The organism is Bacillus tequilensis, from assembly GCF_012225885.1.
In the GTDB taxonomy this organism is placed as follows: domain Bacteria; phylum Bacillota; class Bacilli; order Bacillales; family Bacillaceae; genus Bacillus; species Bacillus tequilensis.
Window position 1 is genome coordinate 2,784,066 of the sequence record NZ_CP048852.1, and the last position, 24,276, is coordinate 2,808,341.

A 24,276-nucleotide genomic window follows, 5' to 3' on the forward strand; every position below is an offset into this window, starting at 1 on the left:
CCCTTTAAGTAATTCCGAAACAGTCTCAAGCAAGAAGTTCACGAAAAATAGTATACTGTGTTTAAGTCTAATTTGCAAGGTGCGTTTTTTCAGAAATAGGCTGTTAAGGGATTTTTCTTCAAAGTGCGTCCATGACCTTATTTTATACAGCAGACGGATGTTTCATTCTTGCCGCTACATGGCGAATCAAATCAACAACTCTGCACGAGTAGCCCCATTCGTTGTCATACCATGCGAGCACCTTTACTTTTTTGTCTTCCATTACCATTGTCGTAAGCCCGTCAATGACCGCTGAATGCGGGTTCGTATTGTAGTCAGTTGAAACGAGGGGCTCATCTGAATAATCAAGAATGCCGTACATCGACGTTTTGGCAGCCCGTTTAAATGCCTCGTTGACTTCTTCAGCCGTTACATCTGTCTTCAAATCGACAACGAGATCAACCAATGAGACGTTCGGAACAGGGACACGCAAGGCGAGGCCGTGAAGCTTTCCTTTCAGATGCGGCAGCACGAGCGAGAGCGCCTTTGCCGCTCCTGTTGTCGTCGGAATAATCGATTCACCGCATGCCCGTGCCCGGCGCAAGTCTTTGTGAGGGTTATCAATATTTTTCTGGTCATTCGTATACGCATGGACTGTGGTCATTAGCCCGCTCTCAATGCCAAATTCTTCATCCAGCACTTTGACAACAGGCGCAAGGCAATTAGTCGTACACGACGCATTTGAAATAATGGCATGGCGTTCAGCGTCGAATTGATCCTCGTTTACTCCCATCACAATGGTAACGTCTTCATTTTTCCCCGGGGCAGTCAGAATGACTTTTTTCGCACCTGCTTCTATATGGCCCATCGCTTTATCTTTTGAATTAAATTTCCCTGTTGCTTCAACAACAATGTCAATATCAAATTCCCGCCATGGGAGCTGTTTTGGATCACGGCTGTTTAATAAAAGCACTTTCTTTCCGTTCACGATCAGGCTGTCTTCACCAGCCACAACCTCTTTGTCGTACCTGCCGTGAATTGTGTCATACTTTATTAAATGAGCCAGCGTTTCTGCGGAATAGCTGGCGTTAATAGCCACTACTTGAATTTGTTCGTCTAACATTGCTTTTCTAAAAACCATTCTTCCGATTCTTCCAAACCCGTTTATCGCTACTTTTACCTTCATGTTGGACACCCCTTATCAATTATGTCATTCTAATTTGTTGTAATCTGAAATTAGTATAACACATTAAAACAAATTCGCCAGTACATATTGATAAAAACAACGATTACAATGCTAATTTATGATGCATGATATGTTTTCTAGCACACAAAATCAGGCGTAAGAACCAAAAAGCAGCCAGCGCTCCGCACTGACTGCCCCCATGTTTATGACTCCTGTTTTAACTTATCATTGAGCACACTTTCTTCAAGAACAGAAAATGTATCCCCGTACACTCTGTTAATATGATTCGCTCCCCAATCACACAGCATATCTAAAATCCCTTCTAAGCTGCGGCCGTATTCGCTGAGCTCGTATTCCACTTTGGGAGGAACTTGATTGTACACGATCCGGTTAATGACACCGTCCGCTTCCAGCTCACGAAGCTGCTGCGTCAGCATTTTTTGCGTAATGTTGGGCATCAAGCGTTTTAATTCACTCGTGCGTTTTTTTCCGTGCGTCAGATGGCATAAAATGACGCATTTCCATTTTCCGCCGATCACTTCCAGAGTCGCTTCAACAGAAATGTTATATTTTTTCTTCTCCATTACAGTTCATTCTCCTTACAGGCACTAAAAAGTGACTATAGCACTTAAAAGTACGTACTTTTCTTTCTTGATGATATCTTTCATAATCACATTTGCCGGCTGATTTGAATCTGCTCTTTATTTATATAGCTTACTCGGCAGAATTTCAATCATACAACACATCAAAAAGGAGGACCATGATGACTTCAGCCAATAAAAAAAGCAGCATTCCTGCTCTCCTGGCTTTGGCCGTAAGTGCATTTGCCATCGGGACAACAGAGTTTATCAGCGTTGGCCTTTTGCCGCTGATATCTGATGACATGCATATTCCGGTCACAACAGCGGGATTGACCGTTTCCCTTTACGCGCTTGGCGTTACGGTCGGAGCGCCTATCTTAACTTCATTGACCTCAAGCATGTCACGCAAGACGTTATTGCTTTGGATCATGTTCATTTTTATTGCCGGGAATACAATGGCCGCTACCGCCTCAAGCATCGGGATTTTATTAGCAGCACGTGTGATATCCGCTCTTTCACACGGTGTGTTTATGTCGATCGGTTCGACGATCGCAGCGGATATTGTCCCTGAGGATAAAAGGGCCAGCGCGATTTCCATTATGTTTACGGGCCTCACTGTGGCAACTGTAACTGGAGTTCCTTTCGGCACGTTCATCGGCCAGCAATTCGGCTGGCGTTTTGCCTTTATGGTCATTGTCGCAGTCGGAGTCATTGCTTTCATTACAAATGGCATTCTTGTCCCGTCCAAATTACGAAAAGGGACGAAAACAACGATGCGGGATCAATTGAAGCTAGTGACAAACGGCCGGTTATTGCTTTTATTTGTCATTACAGCGCTTGGATACGGAGGAACATTCGTTGTATTCACGTACCTGTCTCCCCTGCTTCAGGAAGTAACAGGTTTCAAATCCGGAACTGTAGCAGTGATCCTGCTCGGATACGGAATCGCTATCGCAATCGGCAATATGATTGGCGGAAAGCTGTCAAACCGAAATCAGCTTGCAGCTTTATTCTATATGTTTATCATACAGGCAATTGTTCTGTTTGTACTCACATTTACCGCTCCATATCAAACAGCAGGACTCATCACCATTCTCTGTATGGGCTTGCTGGCCTTTATGAATGTGCCCGGCCTTCAAGTGTATGTCGTCATGCTGGCTGAGCGCTTTGTCCCGAGTGCAGTTGACGTCGCATCCGCAATAAATATCGCTGCCTTTAATGCAGGGATTGCGCTTGGCTCATATCTTGGAGGTGTGATCACCGATTCAATCGGGCTGATTCACACTGCTTGGATAGGCGGATTAATGGTAGCCGGCGCAGTTATCTTAACAGGCTGGAGCCGCATGATGGAAAAACGGGATCTGCAGGAAGCCTGATCATTTCAAAGGAGGAAATCAACATGACAACACATTTACAAGCAACATCAACACTTTATAACGGAGTAAAAATGCCTTGGTTCGGCCTTGGCGTCTTCCAGGTGGAAGAAGGATCAGAACTGGTAAACGCAGTGAAAACTGCAATTGTTCACGGATATCGCAGTATCGATACTGCCGCTATCTATGGAAATGAAGCTGGCGTCGGAGAAGGGCTTCAGCAAGGCATTGAAGAAGCAGGCATCTCAAGAGAGGATCTGTTTATTACATCAAAAGTGTGGAATGCGGATTTAGGCTACGAGGAAACACTCGCCGCATTTGAAACAAGCCTGTCAAAACTCGGTTTGGACTATTTAGACCTATATCTTATCCACTGGCCTGTAGAAGGAAAATATAAAGAAGCCTGGAGAGCGCTTGAAACGCTGTATAAAGAAGGCCGCGTCAAAGCGATCGGCGTGAGCAACTTCCAAATCCATCATCTTGAAGACCTGATGGCTGCGGCTGAAATGAAGCCTATGATCAACCAAGTGGAATTTCACCCTCGCCTTACACAAAAAGAGCTGAGAGCATACTGCAAAAAACAAGGCATCCAGATGGAAGCTTGGTCACCTTTAATGCAAGGTCAGCTGCTGGATCACCCTGTACTGGCTGAGATCGCTCAAACCTATAACAAATCCGCAGCACAGATTATTTTACGCTGGGATCTGCAGCATGGCGTGATTACGATTCCTAAATCAACGAAGGAACACCGCATTAAAGAAAATGCCAGCGTATTTGACTTTGAGTTGACACAGGATGAGATGAATCGAATCGATGCGCTAAATGAAAACCTGCGCGTCGGTCCTGATCCGGACAACTTTGATTTTTAATGACAAAACACCGTTCATATTGAACGGTGTTTTGTATTATGCCCAGCGGCTGATGATGTCATCAAGCTGCTGCTTGGTCTCTTCAAGCGTGCCGCTATTGTCGATGACCTGATCTGCTTTTTCTGTTTTTTCCTTCAAAGGCATTTGAGCGCGGATACGGCTGACTGCTTCTTCTTCCGTCAGCTGGTTGCGCTTCATCAGACGTTCCAGCTGAAGCTCCTTTGTCACACTGACCACAATAATTTTATCAACCAAAGATTCCAATTTACTTTCGAATAATAGCGGGATATCCAATACAACAAGCGTCTCCCGATTTGCAATGGCTTCGTCACGGCGCTTAAGCATTTCCTGCCTGACTGCGGGATGTACAATTGCATTTAAAGCAAGACGCTTTTGTTCATTTGTAAATACCAGTGCCCCAAGCTTTTTTCGATCTATATCACCGTTTGGAAGCAGAATGTCTTCACCGAATTCGTCAATGATTTGCCGGTAGGCCGGCATCCCTTTTTCCACCGCTTGTTTGGCTATTGTATCTGCATCTATAACTGTTATTCCTTTTTCAATCAGCATATTGGCGACAGTGCTTTTGCCGCTTGCTATTCCTCCCGTTAAACCAATGACAAAGGTCAAGAGATCCACTCCTTTTTACAATTTCCAGAGACCAATCGTGATCAGCAGAAGCCCTGGCAAAAACGCCATTTTATCAATCCATTTCCACTTAGACAGAAAATGGCCGGCATTGATTCCGATTGATACAAATAATGAACTCATGACGGCCACGGCAATGCTCATCACAATCGGTGAAAAACCGAGAATGGCTGCGCCTATCCCTGCTCCGAAGGCGTCAATTGATAAGGCAAATCCCAATAAGACCGCCTCAATCCCGTTGATCACACCCGATTTGTCGATATCCGCACTCATGGGTTTTCTCAAAATATGAATCACAATCCCTAATGACCGGACCTCCAAATTAAGCAGCGTTTTTTCATGTAATAAGTATTCTTTGTCTTTTGCCGGTTTAAAAAACTGATACAGAACCCACGCTCCGATTCCGACCAATATCAAACCGCCAAGCTTCTCTGTCACATATACAGGAAAAAATTTTGTGAGAAAGCTTCCGATCAGCATGGAGATAAACATGACAGCACCGGAACAGCAGGCGATAACCAAAATCGCTTTAAACGGTATTTTCATTTTTCTCAATCCGTACGTAAATCCGACTGAAAAACTGTCCAAGCTGACAGCCAACGCCAGCAGCAGTATAGAAACCATTTGCATATCCGTTTCTTCCTTTCTGTTGGTGCTCTTGTATCAGATGTAAAATGCCCGGGTTCTTCACCATCATATATATGGAAAAGTGAAAAATCCGTGTTTCGAAAATGGCATTCTCTATTACAGAGTTACTGATATATGCACCGACAGCTTGGACGATGAAGCTTTAGCTGCTTTTTTTCTGGCATTTGGCGCAAAAATGCGTGCCCCTGCCTCCGACGACAATTTTTGAAATCATCGTTCCGCAATTTTTGCACGGCTCGTCTTTTTTTCCGTATACAAAATGCTGCAGCTGGAACATCCCGATTTCCCCTTGGGAGTTGATGTATGAGCGGACAGTGCTGCCGCCCGCGTCAATTGCTTCCTGCAGGGTGTTTTTGATTTCAACGTGAAGTGTTTTGATGGTCTTGTCTGATAATTGATTTGCTTTTGTTTCAGGATGGACACCCGCTCTGAAAAGAGCCTCGTCCACATAAATATTCCCGAGTCCGACAACTGTTTTTTGATCCAGCAGGGCGGTTTTGACGGCACGGTTTGTTTTGGCAAGCCGTTCTTTTAAATACGCACTCGTAAATTCTTCTGCGTCCGGCTCAGGCCCTAATTGAGAAAGAGGGAGCTCGCCCGCTTCCTCTCCCGGTTTAAATAAGTGCATGGTGCCGAACTTCCGAACATCTCTGTAACGAAGCTGGGTTCCATCTGTCATCGTGAATATGACATGCACGTGTTTATCGTCTGGCTCCTCAGCTTGATGAAGCCCGTATTTCCCTTCCATTCGCAGGTGGGAAACCAAGACATAATGATCTAAATGAAACAGTAAAAACTTTCCCCGTCTTCCGACAGACTGTATCGTTTCTCCTGCTAGTTTTCGCGCAAATTCCTCCGGTTCGGCAGGCCGTTTGATGATATTCGGCCATCTGATCTCTACCGATTTGATTGTTTTTCCCTTTACAAGCCCGGTCAGCGTGCGCCGGACCGTTTCAACCTCTGGTAATTCCGGCACATCCATCACTTCCTATCTCTGTTTATTTCGCATCGTACCAAGACGGGCCAGATGCATAGTCCACCTTTAACGGCACATCTAATGCAAGCGCATGCTCCATCACTTCAGGAACAAGCTTTTCAAGAATTTCAATTTCTTCCTGCGGCGCTTCAAAAATCAATTCATCGTGAACTTGAAGCAGCAGCCTTGCCTTCAGCTGTTTTTCTTTCAGCTTGGCAGCCATATCAATCATGGCTTTTTTGATAATATCAGCGGCGCTTCCTTGAATCGGCGTATTCATTGCCGTCCGCTCCGCAAAACTGCGGATATTAAAGTTTCGGCTCGTCAGCTCGGGAATGTAGCGTCGCCGATGCATAAGCGTTGTCACGTATCCTTTTTGCTTCGCGTCCTGAACTGAATCTTCCATATATGCTTTTACGCCCTGGAAGCTTTCCAAGTAGCGGTCGATAAACGCTCCCGCTTCCTTTCGGGTTATGCCGAGGTTCTGTGACAGCCCGTAATCACTGATGCCGTATACGATGCCGAAGTTGACCGCTTTTGCCTGCCGTCTCATCGCAGATGTCACTTCATCCTCAGCGACATGGAACACATCCATCGCCGTTTTCGTATGAATATCCATATCATTCGTAAAAGCTTCGATAAGATTTTCATCCTTTGAAATATGGGCAAGCACCCGCAGCTCGATTTGTGAGTAATCGGCTGCAAAAATGAGCCAGTCTTTTTCAGACGGAACAAAAGCTTGGCGGATCTTGCGCCCTTCTTCAAGTCTGATCGGAATGTTTTGCAGATTCGGATCAGTGGAGCTGAGGCGGCCTGTTTGCGTTAAGGCCTGATTAAAGCGCGTGTGCACCTTGTGCGTATCTTTTCTCGTCACCTTTAAAAGCCCTTCGATGTAGGTTGATTGCAGCTTGCCGATTTGTCTGTACTGCAGAATATAGTCGACGATATCATGCTTGTCAGCCAGCTTTTCCAGCACATCGGCAGACGTTGAATAGCCTGTTTTCGTTTTCTTTACGACAGGAAGGCCGATCTTTTCAAACAGGATGACGCCGAGCTGCTTTGGAGAATTGATATTAAACGTCTCTCCCGCAATCTCATGAATTTTTTCTTCATATTCCTTCAGCTTCGCGCCCAGTTCTTCACCCATCCGTTTTAAACGGTCAACATCGACCTTGACACCAGTTGATTCCATTTCACCGAGAATAAGCGCCAGCGGCATTTCGAGCTCTTCAAACAGTTCAAGCTGATCGTTGTTATCCAGCTCTTGAACAAGCTTTTCCCGCAGGCTTTGAATCGCTAACGCTTTTCGGACAAGGTGCTCAGACAGTACATCTTCTGACGGAACCGCCCGTTTTGCTCCTTTGCCGTAGACTGATTCGTCGCTTGATACGATGTGCAGGCCGTAATCTTTGGCCACACTTGCAACGTCATCATATGAATTGCCCGGATTGATAATATATGCCGCAAGAAGCGTATCAAACTCGGCTCCTTTCAGCTCAATGCCCTGCCAGCGCAAAGCGACAACAGCCCGCTTGCTGTCGAAAACCCATTTCTTCTGGTCGTCATTTTCCACCCATTCTTTAAACACCTCAGACTCCACAGCAATGTCTTTCGGAATAAAATAAGATCCCGTTTCATTGACTATCGAAAATCCGAGAATCGGCTCTTCATGATAATTGTCGCCAACCTGTTCAACGACAAAGGCAGATGGAGAAGCCAATATGCCGCTTGTTACGTCTGTGACTGTTTCGATATTAATTTCTTCTAATGCCTGATCCTGCTCCGCTTCTTCACTGTCTTCTCCAAGACGTTCCAGAAGCGTGTTGAATCCTAGATCTTTAAAGATGGCAATGACCTGCTCACGATTAAAGCCTTGATATTCCAGAGCGGAAACAGACACATCAATCGGCGCGTCCGTCATTATTGTCGCAAGCTCCTTGCTCATCAATGCCTGATCCTTAAATTCCTCAAGCTTTTCCTTCAGTTTCTTTCCGCTCACCTCGTCAATGGACTCCAGCAGCTTTTCAACAGAATCGAACTGTTTTAAGAGCTTAATCGCTGTCTTCTCACCTACGCCGGGTACACCCGGAATATTATCTGAGGCATCGCCCATCAAGCCCTTCATGTCAATGATTTGCTCAGGGGTAAGCCCGTATTTCTCCTTGACGTGCTCCGGTGTGTAAAATTCAACATCGGTAATTCCCTTTCTCGTGATGGCAACTGTCGTTTTGTCCGTTGCCAGCTGAGTTAAATCCTTATCTCCTGAGAAAACCTTTACTTCAAATCCGTCTTTTTCAGCCGATTTGGCTAATGTGCCGATAATATCGTCCGCTTCGTATTGTTCCAGTTCGTAGCGGCTGACCTGGTAGGCATCCAGCAGCTCGCGGATAAATGGCATTTGCTCTGAGAGCTCAGGCGGGGTTTTCTGTCTGCCGCCTTTATATTCTTTAAATGTGCCGTGACGAAATGTTGTTTTCCCGGCATCAAAGGCAACCAGCATGTGCGTCGGTTTTTCATCCTCAAGCATCTTCATCAAAATCATCGCAAAGCCGTATACGGCATTCGTATGAACACCTTTATCATTGCTTAACAGCGGCAATGCAAAAAACGCCCGGTAAGCCAGACTGTTTCCGTCTACAAGCACTAATTTTTTTCGTTCAGTCATTCAATATCCTCCTAAGAAGCCTCAAGCCTCTATTCATCTCTTACATAGTCTTTAGCTCCTCTTATTTTAACAAAGTTCAATTTGAAAGGAAAATACGTGAACGAAAAGAGAAGACACAAAAAGGACGGGAACACAAAATGGTTCCCGCCGTCAAAATTGGCTCCTTGGATGAAGGGGTTCTACTACATCCTACCAGCTTAGGTTTAATCGTGCATGAAGATATTGTTAAACCTTTGTAAACATTAGGCGGACTTTTCAGCGGCCCGTTTCAGCGTCACGATAAAGACCGTTCCCCACCCCGGCTCGCTTGTGACATCGATTTTTCCTTCATGAGCCTCTATTAAATGTTTTACGATCGCAAGGCCCAATCCGGTTCCGCCCGAATTCCTGCTTCTGTCTTTATCTACACGGTAAAAACGTTCAAAGATGCGCGGTATTTCTTCTTTCTGAATGCCGATTCCGGAATCGGCAACTTCAATCTGAATGTCTTTTTCTCCGGGCTTTACATTGATGGCTACTGAGCCTCTCTCAGGCGTATAAGTTAACGCATTGTTTACGAGATTAAGAAATACCTGTTTCAGCCTGTGCGGGTCACCTGATACATAGAGCGGGTCTTTCGGGACATTCAGTTGTAAGGAGATGCCTTTCTCATCCGCCTTATGCTTAAGCAGTGTTTCAATCTCACCAAGCATTTTGGCCGGCTCGAAGGTTTCAATGCTGAGCGTGAAATTTTGCTGCTCGATTTTTGAGAGATCCAGAAGGTCCTGAACCAAAGACTGAAGCCTTTCGCTTTCCTTCAAAATAATAGAGAGAAACTCAGAAAGCGCCTCTTTATCCTCCATCGCCCCGTCCAATAATGTCTCCGTAAACCCTTTAATAGACGTAATCGGCGTTTTCAGCTCATGAGAAACATTAGCCACAAAATCCTTTCTCATCTGCTCTAGCTTCTTCGTCTCCGTCATGTCATGGAAAACGAGCACAATTCCTTTCCATTCATCGTCCGGTCCCATAATCGGCACGCCGTCCACTTCAAAATACCTCCGTTCAATTTTGATCGGAAGTCTTAACAGCTTGCATTTTTTCGTCTCTGTCATAAAAATGTCTTCGACAAGCTGGATCACCTCTTCATGTTCAAATGCATCATGATAAAGACGGCGGAGCATCTGATTCGGATTGATATGAAACTGCTTAGCGTAAGACCTGTTTACGAGATTGATAAAGCCTCTTCCGTCGATCATAATCAGCCCGGAGCCGATATTTTCAATGACTGTCAGCAGCCGATCGCGCTGCATTTCCTGCGTTCTCGTCATTTCCATCAGATCAACGGCCAAGCTGTTCATCGCACGGCCGAGCTTATCAGAGCGCCTGATATAGCCGCCGTACGTCCGGGCATCATAGTTGCCCTTGGACAGTTCTGTCGCTACGTTTGTTGCTGCTTCAATTGACCTTTTATAACGTGAGGTCATACTGGAATAAAAATATACAATGACAATAAAAGCGGTACAAAGACTGGCCGTCAGCATCCCCCACATTTCGCCTTTCATGCCGTCGCTTTTTTCAGAAGCCGATAGCAGCACATATCCTGTTTTTTCACCTTTGCTTCTAAGCGGGAGTCCGTAATAAAGCTTATCATTCCCTGTTGAAAGAACACCCTCATGGCCGGAAACAAGGGCCCGCACCTTGTGAGAATCTGGGGCTCTTCCGTTTGACCTGTACAGCACCTTGCCGTCTGAGTCGATAACGGATGCGCTCACATCAAGCGCACCGCCTGCATCTTTAATGATTTTCTCATTTGCTGGATCATTCAGATTGCCGGCATCAAGAAGCGAAGCCATGTATTTGGCCTCTTTTTTAATGTGTTCCTCTGCTTTCTTTTGCTCAGATGTTTCAAAGAGCTGCTGCAAAAACAGCCCGAGAACACTGAATACCAGAATCATACAGACAACGAGTACAGAAAAAAGGCGAACACGGTATTTACTCATTCATTTTTGGCTCCTCCAGTTTATACCCCAATCCCCTAATCGTTTTAATATAGATCGGTTTTTTCGTATTGTTTTCAATTTTGTCGCGGAGATGGCTGATATGCACATCAACGATTCTCGTATCTCCGGCAAAATCATAATTCCAGACAGCGCTCAGCAGCAGATCTCTCGTCAGCACTCTGCCTTTATGTCTGCCCAAATAGAGCAGCAGTTCGAATTCTTTCGGTGTCAGTTCAAGCTGATCTTCTTTAAAGTACGCTTCATAATGATCAGGCAGGATTTTCAGATCGCCAATCACGATCTGGCCTTCTATTTCATCGTTCTTCATTTCACTAGGGGGCGCAGCCATTTCCGAACGCCTTAAAATCGCTTTGACTCTTGCATTTACTTCCCTTGGACTAAACGGCTTGGTCATATAATCATCAGCACCGAGCTCAAGCCCTAATACTTTGTCGAATTCTTCATCCTTGGCTGTCAGCATTAAAATCGGAAACATCAGTTTTTGCTGCCTCAGCTGCTTGCATACTTCGATTCCGTCCAGTTTTGGAAGCATCACATCAAGCACAATCAAATCAGGCTTCTCTGTTTCCGCTTTTTTGAGTGCTTCTTCCCCATCCGAGGCGGTAATGACATGATAGCCTGACCGTTCCAAATTGTACTGTAAAAGAGTAACAATAGATTCTTCATCATCCACAACTAAAATTTTCTTGTTCATGCTGTGCCTCCAGTATCAAATTCCCCGACATCCTATTTGTCTATTTTATGTCATCTTAACATGTTTCATGATTTTATTTTAACGAAAGCAGGACATTCCGACAATTCGCCTTTTACACCATTTTTAAAAGAAATAAAGAAACTAATGATTACGCTTTCATTTATAGCAAAAAGAGAAAGGCTTTATCAAGCAAGCCTTTCTCTCTTTTTATTAAGATAATACTTTCATGACATTTTTGACAGATTCAACTGATTTATTCAGCTGTGCTCTTTCATAGTCTGTCAGTTCCAGTTCAATGATTTGCTCAAGACCGTTGCCGCCTACTATTGTAGGAACACCAAGGTAGATGCCTTCATAGCCGTATTCCCCTTCAAGATAAGCAATTGTAGGGAGGACGCGGCGCTGATCTTTCAAGATCGCTTCGACCATTTCTGTCAGTGAAGCCGCAGGCGCATAATACGCGCTTCCGTTCCCAAGAAGATTCACGATTTCGCCGCCGCCTTTTCTCGTGCGCACCACAATGGCGTCAATCCGCTCTTTCGGAATGAGGGTTTCAAGCGGGATACCGCCAGCATAAGAATAACGCACAAGCGGCACCATATCATCACCGTGTCCGCCAAGAACGAAACCAGTCACGTCTTTCACTGACAAGTTTAATTCCTCTGCGACGAATGTTCTGAATCTTGCCGTATCAAGCACACCGGACTGGCCGATTACGCGCTCTTTAGGAAAGCCTGATTCTTTGTACACCGCATAAGTCATCGCATCAACAGGATTTGTCAGCACCACAATGATAGAGTCAGGAGAATATTTCACGATTTCTCGTGTAACGCTTCTCATAATTTTTTCGTTAGTAGAGACCAGATCATCTCTGCTCATGCCAGGTTTTCTTGCGATACCGGCTGTGATCACAACAATGTCAGAACCCGCTGTATCCTCATAATTGGATGTTCCCGTAATTTTCGCGTCAAAGCCTTGAACAGGGCTTGCTTCAAACATATCGAGCGCTTTTCCCTTTGTCGGGTTCTCCAGCTGCGGAATATCAACGAGAACCACGTCTGCCAGCTCTTTTTGAGCGATTAAAAATGCAGTTGTCGCGCCAGTAAAACCTGCTCCGATAACAGAAACTTTTTTACGAGTATTTCCCATGTCTCTCTTCCCCTTTATGGCTAATTTTAGGCTGTTTCCTTGCTTAGTCCATGTTTTTAATCAGTTCTTCTCCGAACTCTGAACATTTCACTTCAGTCGCGCCATCCATTAATCTGGCAAAATCGTAAGTTACGACTTTGGAAGCGATTGTTTTTTCCATAGATTTGATAACCAAATCAGCCGCTTCGTTCCATCCTAAATGCTCGAGAAGCAGAACGCCTGAAAGAATAACTGAAGATGGGTTTACCTTATCAAGGCCTGCATATTTAGGAGCAGTTCCGTGTGTCGCCTCGAAAATCGCATGTCCTGTTTCGTAGTTGATGTTCGCTCCAGGAGCAATACCGATTCCGCCGACTTGCGCAGCAAGCGCATCAGAGATGTAATCTCCGTTCAGGTTCATTGTCGCAACGACATCAAACTCGTTCGGACGCGTCAAGATCTGCTGAAGGAAGATGTCAGCAATGCTGTCTTTAATAATAATCTTGCCTGCTGCTTCCGCTTCGCTTTGCGCTTTGTTGGCAGCGTCTTTTCCTTGTTCTTCAGCAATACGGTCATATTGGGCCCATGTGAAGACTTTATCGCCGTATTCTCTTTCAGCCAGTTCATAGCCCCAGTTTTTGAAGGCGCCTTCTGTGAACTTCATGATGTTTCCTTTATGAACAAGCGTTACAGATTTGCGGCCATGCTCGATCGCATAATCAATGGCAGCTCTGACCAAACGGCTTGTTCCTTCTTCAGAAACAGGCTTAATGCCGATACCTGATGTCTCAGGAAAACGGATTTTGTTGACGTTTAACTCATTTTGCAGGAAGCTGATAAGCTTTTGCACTTCTTCAGAGCCTTTTGCGTACTCGATACCTGCGTAAATATCTTCTGTATTTTCACGGAAGATGACCATATCAGTATCTTCAGGGCGTTTTACCGGTGACGGCACTCCAGTAAAGTATCTTACAGGTCTTAAGCAGACGAATAAGTCAAGCTCTTGTCTGAGCGCTACGTTCAAAGATCGGATACCGCCGCCGACAGGTGTCGTTAACGGCCCTTTAATCGCGATGAAATATTCGCGGATCACATCTAATGTTTCAGCAGGAAGCCACTCACCTGTTTTATTATAAGCCTTTTCTCCGGCATAAACTTCTTTCCACGTAATTTCCTTTTCGCCTTTGTATGCCTTTTCTACTGCTGCTTCCAAAACCTTCGAAGCCGCGTTCCAAATATCAGGACCGGTTCCGTCTCCTTCAATAAACGGGATAATCGGGTTGTTTGGTACGTTTAATACTCCGTTAGAAACTGTAATTTTTTCACCTTGTGCCACAATAAAAACCTCCCAGTATGTAATTCATATTTAGAAAACATTTTATTTTTCTGATATAGAAAACAAAATGATTTTTCTTAACATTCAATTTAAAGTGTAAACCATTTTTGATGTTCTGAACAAGAGGCTAACCTCATTGACGCAAGCCAGCCTCTAATGGTTCTTTAGGCTCTTTCTTCAATCGGAACAAATGCTTGTTTATCAGGACCTGTATAATCTGCGCGCGGGCGGATCAGACGATTGTTGTCATACTGCTCAAGGATATGAGCGAGCCAGCCGGACATTCTGCTTACAGCGAAAATCGGTGTAAACAAATCATGATCAATCCCAAGGCTGTGATAAACAGAAGCCGAATAGAAATCAACGTTAGGCGGAAGCTTTTTCTCTGATGTGACAATGTCTTCTATGCGAATCGACATCTCATACCATTTGCTTTCGCCTGTCAGATTGGTCAGGCGCTTGCTCATTTCTTTCAAATGCTTTGCGCGCGGGTCGCCATGCTTATACACGCGATGGCCGAATCCCATGATTTTTTCTTTCTTTTCCAGCTTCGCGCGGATGTACGGCTCAGCGTTTTCCACTTCACCTATTTCAGTCAGCATCTTCATGACGCCTTCATTCGCACCTCCGTGAAGAGGTCCTTTGAGCGCGCCGATTGCTGCAGTAATGCCCGAATAGATATCAGAAAGCGTTGCGACGCAGACCCTTGCTGTGAACGTTGATGCGTTCAGTTCATGGTCGGCATGTAAAATCAATGCTTTATTGAAGGCTTCAACCTCAATTGGCGAAGGCTCTTCACCGTTTAATGTGTAAAGGAAGTTCTCCGCAATACCGTAATCTTCTCTCGGTTCAACAGGCTCAAGACCTTTGCGAATTCTGGAAAACGCTGCAACCAGGCCAGGCACCTTTGCCTGAAGGCGGATCGCCTTTCTGTAGTTGGCTTCCGGGTTCATGGTATCAGCCTCGCTGTCAAGCAGGCCTAGTAATGAAATTGCTGTCCGAAGAGCAGCCATGGGATGAACATTTTCGAGGGAATAAGATTTGAAGTGCTCAATCATTTCTTGCGGAACGGCAGCTTCCTTTGCAAGCTGCTGCTTTAACTCTTCAAGCTCTTTTTTATTTGGCAGCCTTAAATGCCAAAGCAAATAGATGATTTCTTCGAAGCTTGCATTCTCTGTTAAATCATCGATATCATACCCCACATATGTAAGGGTATCATCAATAATCGAACTAACAGATGATGTTGTTGCTACAACCCCTTCAAGACCGCGTGTCGCTGTCATATATAACATCTCCTTTTCAATAAATTTCCCCTTTAAGAGTGTTGCAAAAACATGTGGCTTACTTAAAAAGCATGATGCAAGTATCTCCTCTCCCCCAAAAAGAAAATGCTTACATTTTACTGCCTGCTGGTACTGAAACCCTTTGCTTATGAAAGAACATAACAAATTCTTATAAGCTTATTTAAGTTTAAGCCTATTCTCATTATAAACAATAATCAGACATTTGTTAAATGTTTACCTATAATTTTTTTTTTCATTCTGTGATTTTCCCGAAAAAACGCCTTTATTTGCGGGTTTTTGCATACAAAAAAAAGCGGCTTTAAGGCCGCTTTTTTATGAAGTGAACAGTTTTACGAGCTGCATGGCAATATAAGCAATTCCCGCTCCGATCAGCGGACCCACCGCTACTCCGCCAAAAAGCGCCACTGCGAGAATGGTTCCGATCACAAGAGCAGTTGTGATATGCGGATCATTTTCCAGCAGAGTCAAGCCGTTTTTGGCAATCAGCGCCACTGCGATTCCCGCTCCCAAGGCGATCCATGCGTAGGAAGACCGCATCGCTTCTCCAAGCTGCTTAAATCCGATTTCTCCCGTGGCAATCGGAACTAGAACGGCGATGGTTATCACAGTCACACCCCAGTTAATGCCCTTTGACTGAATGGATGGAAATAATTTCTGGTCAAGTCCAACGATTTTGATAATCAAAAGGACGGATACAGCAAAGAGCAATGATTGGTTTTTTGCGATAAGTGCGATAGCCAAGAGTAAAATTAAAAATAAATTCGCTTGTGTAAACACATGCTACCCCTCCTTTAAATGAATGTATTCATATTCAGACGGAGCGTGAATACATATAAAAAATAGGACATGCTGACGAGAGGAGGACCGTTATCATGAATCAATCTTATCTCACGATTTTTTTCAGAACCCTCTTTGTCATATCAATTACCGCAGGATCGATTGCTGCGGCCTATTATTCGTTTCCGTTAACTTATCCGTTCCTGATCGCCCTTATTCTTTCATCAGCAATTCATCCTGTTGTCGACTATTTAGACAAAGTAACAGGATTTCCGCGAACGATAAACGTTCTGGGCGTGCTTGCTTTTTTTCTTCTCGCAGCCTTCGGCGTACTCACCATTCTCGTAGCTGAAATCGTAACGGGAACAGCCTATCTTGCAAAAACACTGCCTCCGCATATCAGCACGTTTATCTCATATTGTGAAAAATTGTTTTCAACTCATATCGAGCCGCTCTATAACGAACTGACCCTTTTGTTTCAAGAATTGGAGACCAATCAGCAGGCTTCCATTGTCACTCATATTCAGGCACTCGGTGATTCCGCCGCTAAAAATGCCGGTCTGCTGCTGTCGCACATTCTAGAAATGATCCCGAGGTTTTTCGCGCTTCTTCCAAACACGGCGGCGGTTCTGATTTTTTCACTTCTCGCAACATTTTTTATGACAAAGGATTGGCACAAGCTAAAAGCCATGCTCGTTTCGGTTCTGCCGGATCGGGTCACAGTTAACAGCAGTGCGATCAGCGGTGAATTAAAAAAAGCAATGACCGGGTTTATCAAAGCGCAGGCCGTTCTCGTATTCATTACGATGGTGATTGTATTTATCGGCCTTTCGCTCTTAAAAGTTGAACACGCGGCAACAATTGCTTTTTTAATCGGGCTTGTTGATCTTCTCCCTTATTTGGGTGCGGGCTCTGTGTTTGTGCCGTGGATTTTATATCTATCGGTTACGGGTCAGCTGCCTCAGGCAATCGGAATCGGCGTGCTGTACCTTATCGTTCTTATTCAGCGGCAGCTGACAGAACCTAAAATACTCAGTAAGTCTATTGGGATCGATCCGCTGGCTACGCTCATTGCCCTGTTTGCCGGTTTTAAAGCATTCGGGTTTTTAGGACTGATTGCCGGGCCTGCTGTTCTCGTCATCACCCAAGCCTTTATCACAACAGGCACATTAAAGGAGATATGGTCCTATATCACCGTTCAGCAAAAATAAAAAGCAGCCCATATTGCATGGCTGCCGTTTATTATTTGACGATAATCCGCTTGTTCTTCGACATTCCTCTCAGCCATTTGAACAGAATCGGCTTACACCATCTGCGGGTAATCGGAATCAGCAGACAGGCGCCGGCCAAATCTGATAAAAAGCCCGGAAGCATCAGCAATAGACCGCCAATAAAAATGCACAGGCCGTCAGCAATCGCTTCTCCAGGCATTTTACCATATTGAAGATCACGCTGAACCTTGTAATACACTTCGGTTCCTTGTTTTTTTGCAGCTGCCGCGCCGATAATGCCTGTCAGAATCATGAGAAGGACCGTCGGCAAAATGCCGATCAGCTTGCCCGAAAAGAGGAATATGCCGATTTCTATTGCTGGAAACACAATAAAAAGCAAAAATAAATATCTCATATCCAAGCCCCCTACCCGTGTAACACGCCTCTGTTCAGCATAAGGCAAGATAAAGAGAAAAGGAAGGGATTCCCCTTCCGTTTTCATCTGTGATTAAAGGACGCTCGCACGGCCTTGGTAGACAGCGCCTCTGGAAGCGTCAACTGTAATTTCCTGGCCTTCTGTCAAAATTGAAGTCGCATTTTCCAAACCAACGATTACTGGAATGCCAAGACTTAATCCGACGACCGCAGCATGACTTGTTAAGCCGCCTTCTTCAGTAATAAGAGCAGATGCTTTTTCAAGAGAAGCGATCATATCACGGTCAGTGCTCTTTGTTACAAGTACCGCACCGTCAATCATTTTTTGCTCAGCTTCTTTTGTATTTTGTGCGATCACCACCGGACCGAAAGCTGATTTGCGTCCGATTCCTTGACCTTTAGCGATGATATCGCCGACAGTGTGAACTTTCATTAAGTTCGTAGTGCCGGACTCACCGACAGTACCTGCCGTAATGACGATCAGGTCGCCGTGTTTTACCATTCCGCTGTTCAATGATTTTTGGACAGCGTCCTCAAGCATCTCATCTGTTGTGTTCGCGTTTTGGCCGCTTTCAGCGAATACGCCAGATACAAGCGCAAGTTTTCTGGAAACAGATTCATTTACAGTAACCGCAACAATTGGCGCCTTCGGACGGTATTTCGCGATCATGCGCGCTGTATGGCCGCTTTCAGTCGGTGTTACGATCGCAGCAGCACTCAAGTTAATCGCCGTATGTGCGACAGATTGTCCAATTGCATCTGTAATCGTCATGCCTACTTGATCTCTGCGTCTTGAAAGAATTTCTTTATAATTTAAAGCTTCTTCAGAACGAGACGCGATGTTATGCATTGTTTGAACCGCTTCAACCGGATAGTTTCCGGCAGCTGTTTCACCAGAAAGCATGATTGCATCTGTGCCGTCAAAGATCGCATTTGCAACGTCACTTGCTTCCGCACGAGTCGGACGCGGGTTGCGCTGCATGCTGTCAAGCATTTGAGTCGCTGTAATAACAGGTTTGCCAAGCGCATTGCATTTTTTGATCAGTTCTTTTTGCACGAGCGGCACTTCTTCAGCTGGAATTTCCACACCTAAGTCTCCGCGTGCAACCATTAAACCGTCAGACACTTCAAGAATCGCATCGATGTTGTCAACGCCCTCTTGGTTTTCGATTTTAGGAATGATTTGAATATCCTGAGCGTTGTGCTCTTCAAGAAGCTCACGGATTTCAAGCACGTCCGTAGAACGGCGTACGAAAGACGCTGCGATAAAGTCTACTCCCTGCTCAATACCAAAAACGATGTCTCGCGCATCTTTTTCAGTGATGCCTGGAAGGTTAACGCTGACGCCCGGTACGTTAACACCCTTTTTATTTTTAAGCGTTCCGTTGTTTAATACTTTTGTTTTGATCTCGCCTTTAGCGGCATCAACAGCAAGCACCTCAAGACCGATAAGTCCGTCATCCAACAGGATGGTTGAACCTGTTTCAACGTCATCAACTAAGCCTTCATATGTCACTGAAATTTTATCCGTTGTTCCTACTACCTCGTCCATTGAAATGATAAGCTCTTTGCCTGTTTCAAGCTCAATGCCGCCGTTTTCCATTGTATGTGTGCGGATTTCAGGACCTTTTGTATCAAGCAGGATACCAACGTTTTTGCCAAGCTTTTTGCTTGCTTCGCGAATATTTTTAATTCTTGCACCATGCTCCTCAAAATCTCCGTGAGAAAAGTTCAAACGAGCCACGTTCATTCCTGACTCCATTAATTTCGTAAGCATTTCAATGCTTTCACTTGCCGGACCAATAGTACAAACAATTTTTGTTTTTCTCATTTGGTTCACTTCCTTCTGAAATCTTCAGCCTTCAGCTGTGCGTTAAATAGACAATTCTTTTGAAAGCTGATACATGTTTTGCTCAACTGTGTGTTTTGTCTCCAGTATTTCTATAATATCATGGTCTACAAGCTTATTGTTTTGTATACCTACACAGCGTCCGCCTTTTCCTTCAAGCAGCAGTTCCACTGCATATGCGCCAAGACGGCTTGCCAGCACGCGGTCAGCAGCGCTCGGAGAACCTCCGCGCTGGATATGACCCAATACAGATACCCGAGTTTCAAGATTTGTTTCTTCTTCAATGCGTTTCCCGAACTCAACACCGCTGCCTACACCTTCGGCGACAATAATAATACTGTGTTTCTTGCCGCGTTCGTGGCCGCGTTTTAAGCGGGCAATGATTTCGTGCATGTCATAGTCTGCCTCAGGGATTAAGATCGATTCAGCGCCCCCTGCAAGACCGGCCCACAGTGCGATATCGCCGGCATGGCGGCCCATTACTTCGATCACATATGTACGTTCATGAGAAGTCGCTGTATCGCGGATCTTATCAATTGCGTCAATGACTGTATTTAAAGCTGTATCGAAACCGATTGTAAAATCAGTGCCCGGAATGTCATTATCAATTGTACCCGGTACACCTACACATGGAAACCCGTGTTCCGTTAATTTTTTCGCACCCATATAGGAACCGTCTCCGCCGATGACAACAAGGCCTTCAATACCAAGCTTTTTCAGGTTTTCTATCCCTTTTTCGCGGCCTTCAACCGTTTTGAATTCAGGACATCTTGCCGTATAAAGCTTTGTTCCTCCGCGATGTATAATATCGCCTACAGATCCGAGCTCAAGCTTTTCAATCTTTCCGCTGATCAATCCTGTGTATCCGTTATAAATGCCGTACACTTCAACATCATGATAAATCGCTTTTCTGACTACTGCGCGAACTGCAGCATTCATTCCCGGGGAATCCCCGCCGCTCGTTAATACCCCTATACGTTTCATTTTCATTCACCTCAGCAACATATATGATTAAACATAACATGATCATTGCCCTAAAAACAATGAAAAGGGATCTCCATCCTCCCTATGAAACCCTACCTATTATACAATTAAATAAATTGTTTTTAAATAAAATTTAAAGAATGTCACAAAAAATAAACGTGAGCCAAAGGCTTCACGTTTATTTAGTTTGCCCCGATATATTGATCTTCAGCCGAGACTTTGCCAATTGCTTTATATTTTTCATAGCGTTGCTGAACTAATTCTTCTTCGCTCAGCTTCAGCAAAGTTTTTAACGATTGTTTAAGGGTTTCGTCCATATAGCTTGCCTGCAGCTTCACATCGTGGTGCGCTCCGCCTTTTACTTCTTTTATCATATGATCTATAATACCTAATTCTTTTAAATCAGGCGCAGTGATTTTCATTGTTTCTGCTGCTTTTTTAGCAAGACTGGAGTCCTTCCATAAAAGTGCCGCGGCACCTTCCGGAGAAATAACAGAATAAGTGGAATTTTCCAGCATATGCAAGTGATTCCCTACACCCAGACCAAGTGCTCCGCCGCTGCCGCCTTCACCGATGACGATGCAGATCACAGGCACTCGCAGACCGGCCATCTCAAACAGGTTTTTGGCAATGGCTTCGCTTTGTCCTCTCTCCTCCGCTGCTCGTCCAGGGTATGCTCCCTTCGTATCAATAAAACAGATAATCGGCCTGTTGAATTTGTCAGCCTGTTTCATGAGACGAAGCGCTTTTCGGTAGCCTTCAGGATGCGGCATCCCAAAATTGCGGACAAGGTTTTCCTTCGTATCTTTGCCGCGCTGATGACCGATTACCGTTACAGGAAGGCCATGGAACTTCGCTATTCCGCCGACAATGGCTTCATCGTCCCCGTACGCTCTGTCTCCGTGGCATTCAAAAAAGTCGGTAAACAGGTGTTTGATATAGTCAAGCGTTGTCGGACGGTCTGCCAGACGCGCGATTTGAACACGGTCCCACGGCTTCAGATTTTTGTAAATATCATCCTGAAGTTTAGCGAGACGGTCTTCGAGCCGTTCGATTTCCGTGCTTAGGTCCATATCGGAATCTTGGGTGAATTTTTTTAGTTCGGCGATTTTTGTTTGCAGTTCAATTACCGGTTTTTCAAATTCTAATCTTGCAGCCACTCAATGTCACCTCCTGTTTGATGGATATCCAGCAGATTTACTAACGTTTTTTTCATGTCGTCTCGGTGAATAACCGCATCAAGCTGTCCATGTTTTAATAAAAATTCAGCCGTCTGGAAGTCCTCAGGCAGTTTTTCCCCTATTGTCTGTTCAATAATCCGTCTTCCGGCAAAACCGATCAGCGCGCCAGGTTCAGCGAAATTGTAATCGCCAAGAGATGCAAAGCTTGCAGATACGCCCCCTGTAGTCGGATGCGTCATGACGGAGATAATGAGGCCCTGTTCGTCACTGAACAGTTTTAAGGCAGAGCTTGTCTTAGCCATCTGCATCAAGCTTAGTATGCCTTCCTGCATTCTCGCGCCGCCTGAAGCCGTAAAAATAATAAATGGAACATTATCAGCTTTCGCTTTTTCAATCGCAAGCGTGATTTTTTCACCGACGACTGAACCCATGCTGCCCATTCTGAATGAAGAATCCATAACGGCGACAACAGCCGGGTGCCCGCCGATGGTGCCCTTGCCTGTCACAACAGCCTCGTTTAAGGATGTTTTCTCGCGATCTTTTTCAAGCTTTTCCAGATATCCCGGGAAACCGAGCGGGTTTTCCGATAACATTCCTTGGTTGAATTCCTCAAAGGATTGTTCATCCATCAAGCTTTCGAGACGCTGTTTTGCGTTCATCGGGAAATGATAATCGCAGTTCATGCATACCCGCATATTTTTATCCAACTCTTTAGTGAGCATGATTTTTTTACACTTAGGACATTTTGTCATAATGCCTTCCGGAACATCGTGCTTCGCTTGATCAGACGGTACGGAAGCATACTTTTTCTTTTTAGTGAATATATCCTTTAACAAATGATTACCTCCCTTTGTGAAGGGTCCTCTTCACCGCATGCCATCAAATAGATAGACTTGCTAATAACTTTACCGAAACTATTGTACTTTTTTTGTCAAACGCTGTCATCCTCAATTCGACAACTTTTTATTCGATGACGTGCTCGGAAAGGCTTGTAAGAAATCAGATAAGGTGTTGAAACAACAAGGTTGACAGCGTATTCAAAAATAATGTTAAACACGGCTGAAATTTTTTTAAGGTTGCCCCCCTAAAAAAATTTCAGCCGCCAGTTTAACTTGAGAACAGCGCGCGGTCTCCTCCAACGCGCTGCCATTTTTGGAACGAATTAAGATTATTCACCAATAATCGTAAGGTTTCTCGTTTTTTCAGCAACTTCCTCAGGGTCAACAGTGATTCGAGCAACGCCTGTTTCCATTGCCGCTTTTGCCACAGCCTTCGCAACAGCAGGCGCAACGCGTTTATCAAACGGTGCAGGGATAACGTAGTCTGCGCTAAGCTCATCTTCTGAAACCAATGAAGCAATGGCTTCAACCGCTGCAATTTTCATTTCTTCGTTAATGTGAGTGGCGCGAACATCAAGCGCTCCGCGGAAAATGCCAGGGAATGCAAGAACATTGTTTACTTGGTTCGGGAAGTCAGAACGGCCCGTTCCAATAACGCTTGCGCCAGCTTCATGCGCATCTTCCGGCATGATTTCCGGGTTTGGATTTGCCATCGCAAAGATAATCGGATCTTTTGCCATGGTTTGAACCATTTCTTTTGTTAACGCTCCCGCTACGGACACACCGATAAATACGTCAGCGTCAACGATAACATCTTTCAGAGAACCGTCTTTGCGGTCTTGGTTCGTGAATTTCGCCACTTCGTTTTTGACATCGTTCATGCCGTTCGGGCGCCCTTCATAAATCGCTCCTTTTGAATCGCACATCACGATGTCACGTACGCCGTAATGGTGAAGAAGCTTGATAATGGCAATACCAGCCGCACCGGCGCCATTTGCAACAACTTTAATGGATGACATGGTTTTTCCAGACAGTTTCAGCGCATTTACAAGACCCGCTACCGTTACAATAGCAGTACCGTGCTGATCATCATGGAAAACTGGAATGTTTGTTTCTTTTTTGAGCCGCTCTTCAATGATAAAGCAGTTTGGCGCTGCAATATCTTCGAGGTTGACGCCGCCAAATGTCGGTTCAAGCAATTTAACCGTTTCAACAATTTTATCAACATCGTTTGTGTTTAAAGCAATCGGGAACGCATCTACGCCCGCAAAGCTTTTGAAAAGAACTGCTTTCCCTTCCATAACAGGAAGCGCGGCTTCAGGGCCGATATTTCCAAGGCCAAGCACAGCTGTACCGTCAGTCACAACTGCTACCATGTTCCCCTTCATTGTATAATCATATACTTTGTTAATGTCTTCATGAATATCCTTACACGGTTCTGCAACACCAGGAGAATACGCAAGGCTTAAATCTTTCGCGTTTCTGACTTCTACTTTCGATTTAGACTCCAATTTCCCCTGATTGACTTTATGCAGGTGTAATGCTTCTTCTCTTAATGACATTTTCCTAAACACTCCTTATGGATATTTTTTGATTCGTATACTGCTGCG

Annotated in this window: 20 protein-coding genes and 1 pseudogene; 3 read left to right on the forward strand and 18 right to left on the reverse strand. The window is 44.8% G+C overall.

Annotation, left to right across the window (positions count from 1 at the left end):
• Positions 1 to 142 precede the first annotated feature (142 nt).
• Both G4P54_RS14830 and G4P54_RS14835 read right to left on the reverse strand, forming a co-directional pair.
• A complete protein-coding gene (locus G4P54_RS14830; RefSeq protein WP_024714553.1) occupies positions 143 to 1,165 on the reverse strand; it encodes a glyceraldehyde-3-phosphate dehydrogenase in 1,023 nt (340 codons plus the stop codon).
• A gap of 203 nt (positions 1,166 to 1,368) precedes the next feature.
• A complete protein-coding gene (locus G4P54_RS14835) occupies positions 1,369 to 1,749 on the reverse strand; it encodes a winged helix-turn-helix transcriptional regulator (RefSeq protein WP_024714554.1) in 381 nt (126 codons plus the stop codon).
• A gap of 179 nt (positions 1,750 to 1,928) precedes the next feature.
• Here G4P54_RS14835 and G4P54_RS14840 point away from each other — a divergent pair, with 179 nt between their 5' ends.
• Positions 1,929 to 3,122 (forward strand): MFS transporter, encoded by a 1,194-nt coding sequence (locus G4P54_RS14840; RefSeq protein WP_024714555.1) that lies wholly within the window; start codon positions 1,929 to 1,931, stop codon positions 3,120 to 3,122.
• A gap of 23 nt (positions 3,123 to 3,145) precedes the next feature.
• Positions 3,146 to 3,988, forward strand: coding sequence for an aldo/keto reductase (locus tag G4P54_RS14845; protein ID WP_167873070.1), 843 nt, complete (start codon positions 3,146 to 3,148; stop codon positions 3,986 to 3,988).
• Between the two features lie 36 nt (positions 3,989 to 4,024).
• Here G4P54_RS14845 and coaE read toward each other — a convergent pair whose 3' ends face one another.
• The 10 genes and pseudogenes from coaE to G4P54_RS14895 form a co-directional block, all read right to left on the reverse strand.
• On the reverse strand, positions 4,025 to 4,618 hold the full coding sequence (coaE, locus tag G4P54_RS14850; RefSeq protein ID WP_167873071.1) for a dephospho-CoA kinase: 594 nt from the start codon (positions 4,616 to 4,618) through the stop codon (positions 4,025 to 4,027).
• A 15-nt stretch (positions 4,619 to 4,633) separates the two neighbouring features.
• Positions 4,634 to 5,284, reverse strand: a pseudogene (gene ytaF, locus G4P54_RS14855) (sporulation membrane protein YtaF); the annotation flags it as partial.
• A gap of 142 nt (positions 5,285 to 5,426) precedes the next feature.
• Complete coding sequence (mutM, locus tag G4P54_RS14860; RefSeq protein WP_167873073.1) at positions 5,427 to 6,260, reverse strand: DNA-formamidopyrimidine glycosylase; 834 nt, start codon at positions 6,258 to 6,260, stop codon at positions 5,427 to 5,429.
• Between the two features lie 22 nt (positions 6,261 to 6,282).
• Entirely contained in the window at positions 6,283 to 8,925 is a 2,643-nt protein-coding gene (gene polA / locus G4P54_RS14865) for a DNA polymerase I (protein ID WP_167873074.1), read from the reverse strand.
• A gap of 242 nt (positions 8,926 to 9,167) precedes the next feature.
• Entirely contained in the window at positions 9,168 to 10,907 is a 1,740-nt protein-coding gene (pnpS, locus tag G4P54_RS14870; RefSeq protein WP_167873075.1) for a two-component system histidine kinase PnpS, read from the reverse strand.
• Positions 10,900 to 11,622: a two-component system response regulator PhoP gene (phoP, locus tag G4P54_RS14875; RefSeq protein ID WP_167873076.1), complete on the reverse strand. Its 723-nt coding sequence runs from the start codon at positions 11,620 to 11,622 to the stop codon at positions 10,900 to 10,902. Before phoP ends, pnpS begins: the two co-directional genes overlap by 8 nt.
• Positions 11,623 to 11,832: 210 nt before the next feature.
• Positions 11,833 to 12,771: a malate dehydrogenase gene (mdh, locus tag G4P54_RS14880; protein ID WP_167873077.1), complete on the reverse strand. Its 939-nt coding sequence runs from the start codon at positions 12,769 to 12,771 to the stop codon at positions 11,833 to 11,835.
• 43 nt (positions 12,772 to 12,814) lie between these two features.
• The gene (gene icd / locus G4P54_RS14885) at positions 12,815 to 14,086 is read right to left on the reverse strand and encodes an NADP-dependent isocitrate dehydrogenase (RefSeq protein ID WP_024714563.1); all 1,272 of its coding nucleotides are present in this window, start codon (positions 14,084 to 14,086) and stop codon (positions 12,815 to 12,817) included.
• A 164-nt stretch (positions 14,087 to 14,250) separates the two neighbouring features.
• Complete coding sequence (gene citZ, locus G4P54_RS14890; RefSeq protein ID WP_024714564.1) at positions 14,251 to 15,369, reverse strand: citrate synthase; 1,119 nt, start codon at positions 15,367 to 15,369, stop codon at positions 14,251 to 14,253.
• A 333-nt stretch (positions 15,370 to 15,702) separates the two neighbouring features.
• On the reverse strand, positions 15,703 to 16,167 hold the full coding sequence (locus G4P54_RS14895; protein ID WP_024714565.1) for a DUF441 domain-containing protein: 465 nt from the start codon (positions 16,165 to 16,167) through the stop codon (positions 15,703 to 15,705).
• Positions 16,168 to 16,262: 95 nt separating this feature from the next.
• On the opposite strand from G4P54_RS14895, the gene ytvI reads away from it, so the two are divergent.
• Entirely contained in the window at positions 16,263 to 17,378 is a 1,116-nt protein-coding gene (gene ytvI / locus G4P54_RS14900; RefSeq protein ID WP_167873078.1) for a sporulation integral membrane protein YtvI, read from the forward strand.
• A gap of 31 nt (positions 17,379 to 17,409) precedes the next feature.
• On the opposite strand, the gene G4P54_RS14905 is transcribed toward ytvI, so the two are convergent.
• The 6 genes from G4P54_RS14905 to ystJ form a co-directional block, all read right to left on the reverse strand.
• Positions 17,410 to 17,793 (reverse strand): FxsA family protein, encoded by a 384-nt coding sequence (locus G4P54_RS14905; protein WP_024714567.1) that lies wholly within the window; start codon positions 17,791 to 17,793, stop codon positions 17,410 to 17,412.
• Positions 17,794 to 17,886: 93 nt separating this feature from the next.
• Complete coding sequence (gene pyk / locus G4P54_RS14910) at positions 17,887 to 19,644, reverse strand: pyruvate kinase (protein WP_167873079.1); 1,758 nt, start codon at positions 19,642 to 19,644, stop codon at positions 17,887 to 17,889.
• Positions 19,645 to 19,686: 42 nt separating this feature from the next.
• Positions 19,687 to 20,646 (reverse strand): 6-phosphofructokinase, encoded by a 960-nt coding sequence (pfkA, locus tag G4P54_RS14915; protein ID WP_024714569.1) that lies wholly within the window; start codon positions 20,644 to 20,646, stop codon positions 19,687 to 19,689.
• A gap of 182 nt (positions 20,647 to 20,828) precedes the next feature.
• Positions 20,829 to 21,806, reverse strand: coding sequence for an acetyl-CoA carboxylase carboxyl transferase subunit alpha (accA, locus tag G4P54_RS14920; protein WP_024714570.1), 978 nt, complete (start codon positions 21,804 to 21,806; stop codon positions 20,829 to 20,831).
• Positions 21,791 to 22,663, reverse strand: coding sequence for an acetyl-CoA carboxylase, carboxyltransferase subunit beta (accD, locus tag G4P54_RS14925; RefSeq protein WP_167873080.1), 873 nt, complete (start codon positions 22,661 to 22,663; stop codon positions 21,791 to 21,793). The genes accA and accD overlap by 16 nt, the downstream gene beginning before the upstream one ends.
• 332 nt (positions 22,664 to 22,995) lie before the next feature.
• The gene (ystJ, locus tag G4P54_RS14930; RefSeq protein ID WP_167873081.1) at positions 22,996 to 24,228 is read right to left on the reverse strand and encodes an NADP-dependent malic enzyme; all 1,233 of its coding nucleotides are present in this window, start codon (positions 24,226 to 24,228) and stop codon (positions 22,996 to 22,998) included.
• Between the last annotated feature and the right edge of the window lie 48 nt (positions 24,229 to 24,276).

What these genes read in the sequence shown, in the direction of transcription:
- G4P54_RS14830 (WP_024714553.1), bottom strand. Translation starts at nt 1,165, where the DNA reads ATGAAGGTAAAAGTAGCGATAAACGGGTTTGGAAGAATCGGAAGAATG.
- G4P54_RS14835 (WP_024714554.1), bottom strand. Translation starts at nt 1,749, where the DNA reads ATGGAGAAGAAAAAATATAACATTTCTGTTGAAGCGACTCTGGAAGTG.
- G4P54_RS14840 (WP_024714555.1), top strand. Translation starts at nt 1,929, where the DNA reads ATGACTTCAGCCAATAAAAAAAGCAGCATTCCTGCTCTCCTGGCTTTG.
- G4P54_RS14845 (WP_167873070.1), top strand. Translation starts at nt 3,146, where the DNA reads ATGACAACACATTTACAAGCAACATCAACACTTTATAACGGAGTAAAA.
- polA (WP_167873074.1), bottom strand. Translation starts at nt 8,925, where the DNA reads ATGACTGAACGAAAAAAATTAGTGCTTGTAGACGGAAACAGTCTGGCT.
- pnpS (WP_167873075.1), bottom strand. Translation starts at nt 10,907, where the DNA reads ATGAGTAAATACCGTGTTCGCCTTTTTTCTGTACTCGTTGTCTGTATG.
- phoP (WP_167873076.1), bottom strand. Translation starts at nt 11,622, where the DNA reads ATGAACAAGAAAATTTTAGTTGTGGATGATGAAGAATCTATTGTTACT.
- mdh (WP_167873077.1), bottom strand. Translation starts at nt 12,771, where the DNA reads ATGGGAAATACTCGTAAAAAAGTTTCTGTTATCGGAGCAGGTTTTACT.
- citZ (WP_024714564.1), bottom strand. Translation starts at nt 15,369, where the DNA reads ATGACAGCGACACGCGGTCTTGAAGGGGTTGTAGCAACAACATCATCT.
- ytvI (WP_167873078.1), top strand. Translation starts at nt 16,263, where the DNA reads ATGAATCAATCTTATCTCACGATTTTTTTCAGAACCCTCTTTGTCATA.
- G4P54_RS14905 (WP_024714567.1), bottom strand. Translation starts at nt 17,793, where the DNA reads ATGAGATATTTATTTTTGCTTTTTATTGTGTTTCCAGCAATAGAAATC.
- pyk (WP_167873079.1), bottom strand. Translation starts at nt 19,644, where the DNA reads ATGAGAAAAACAAAAATTGTTTGTACTATTGGTCCGGCAAGTGAAAGC.
- pfkA (WP_024714569.1), bottom strand. Translation starts at nt 20,646, where the DNA reads ATGAAACGTATAGGGGTATTAACGAGCGGCGGGGATTCCCCGGGAATG.
- ystJ (WP_167873081.1), bottom strand. Translation starts at nt 24,228, where the DNA reads ATGTCATTAAGAGAAGAAGCATTACACCTGCATAAAGTCAATCAGGGG.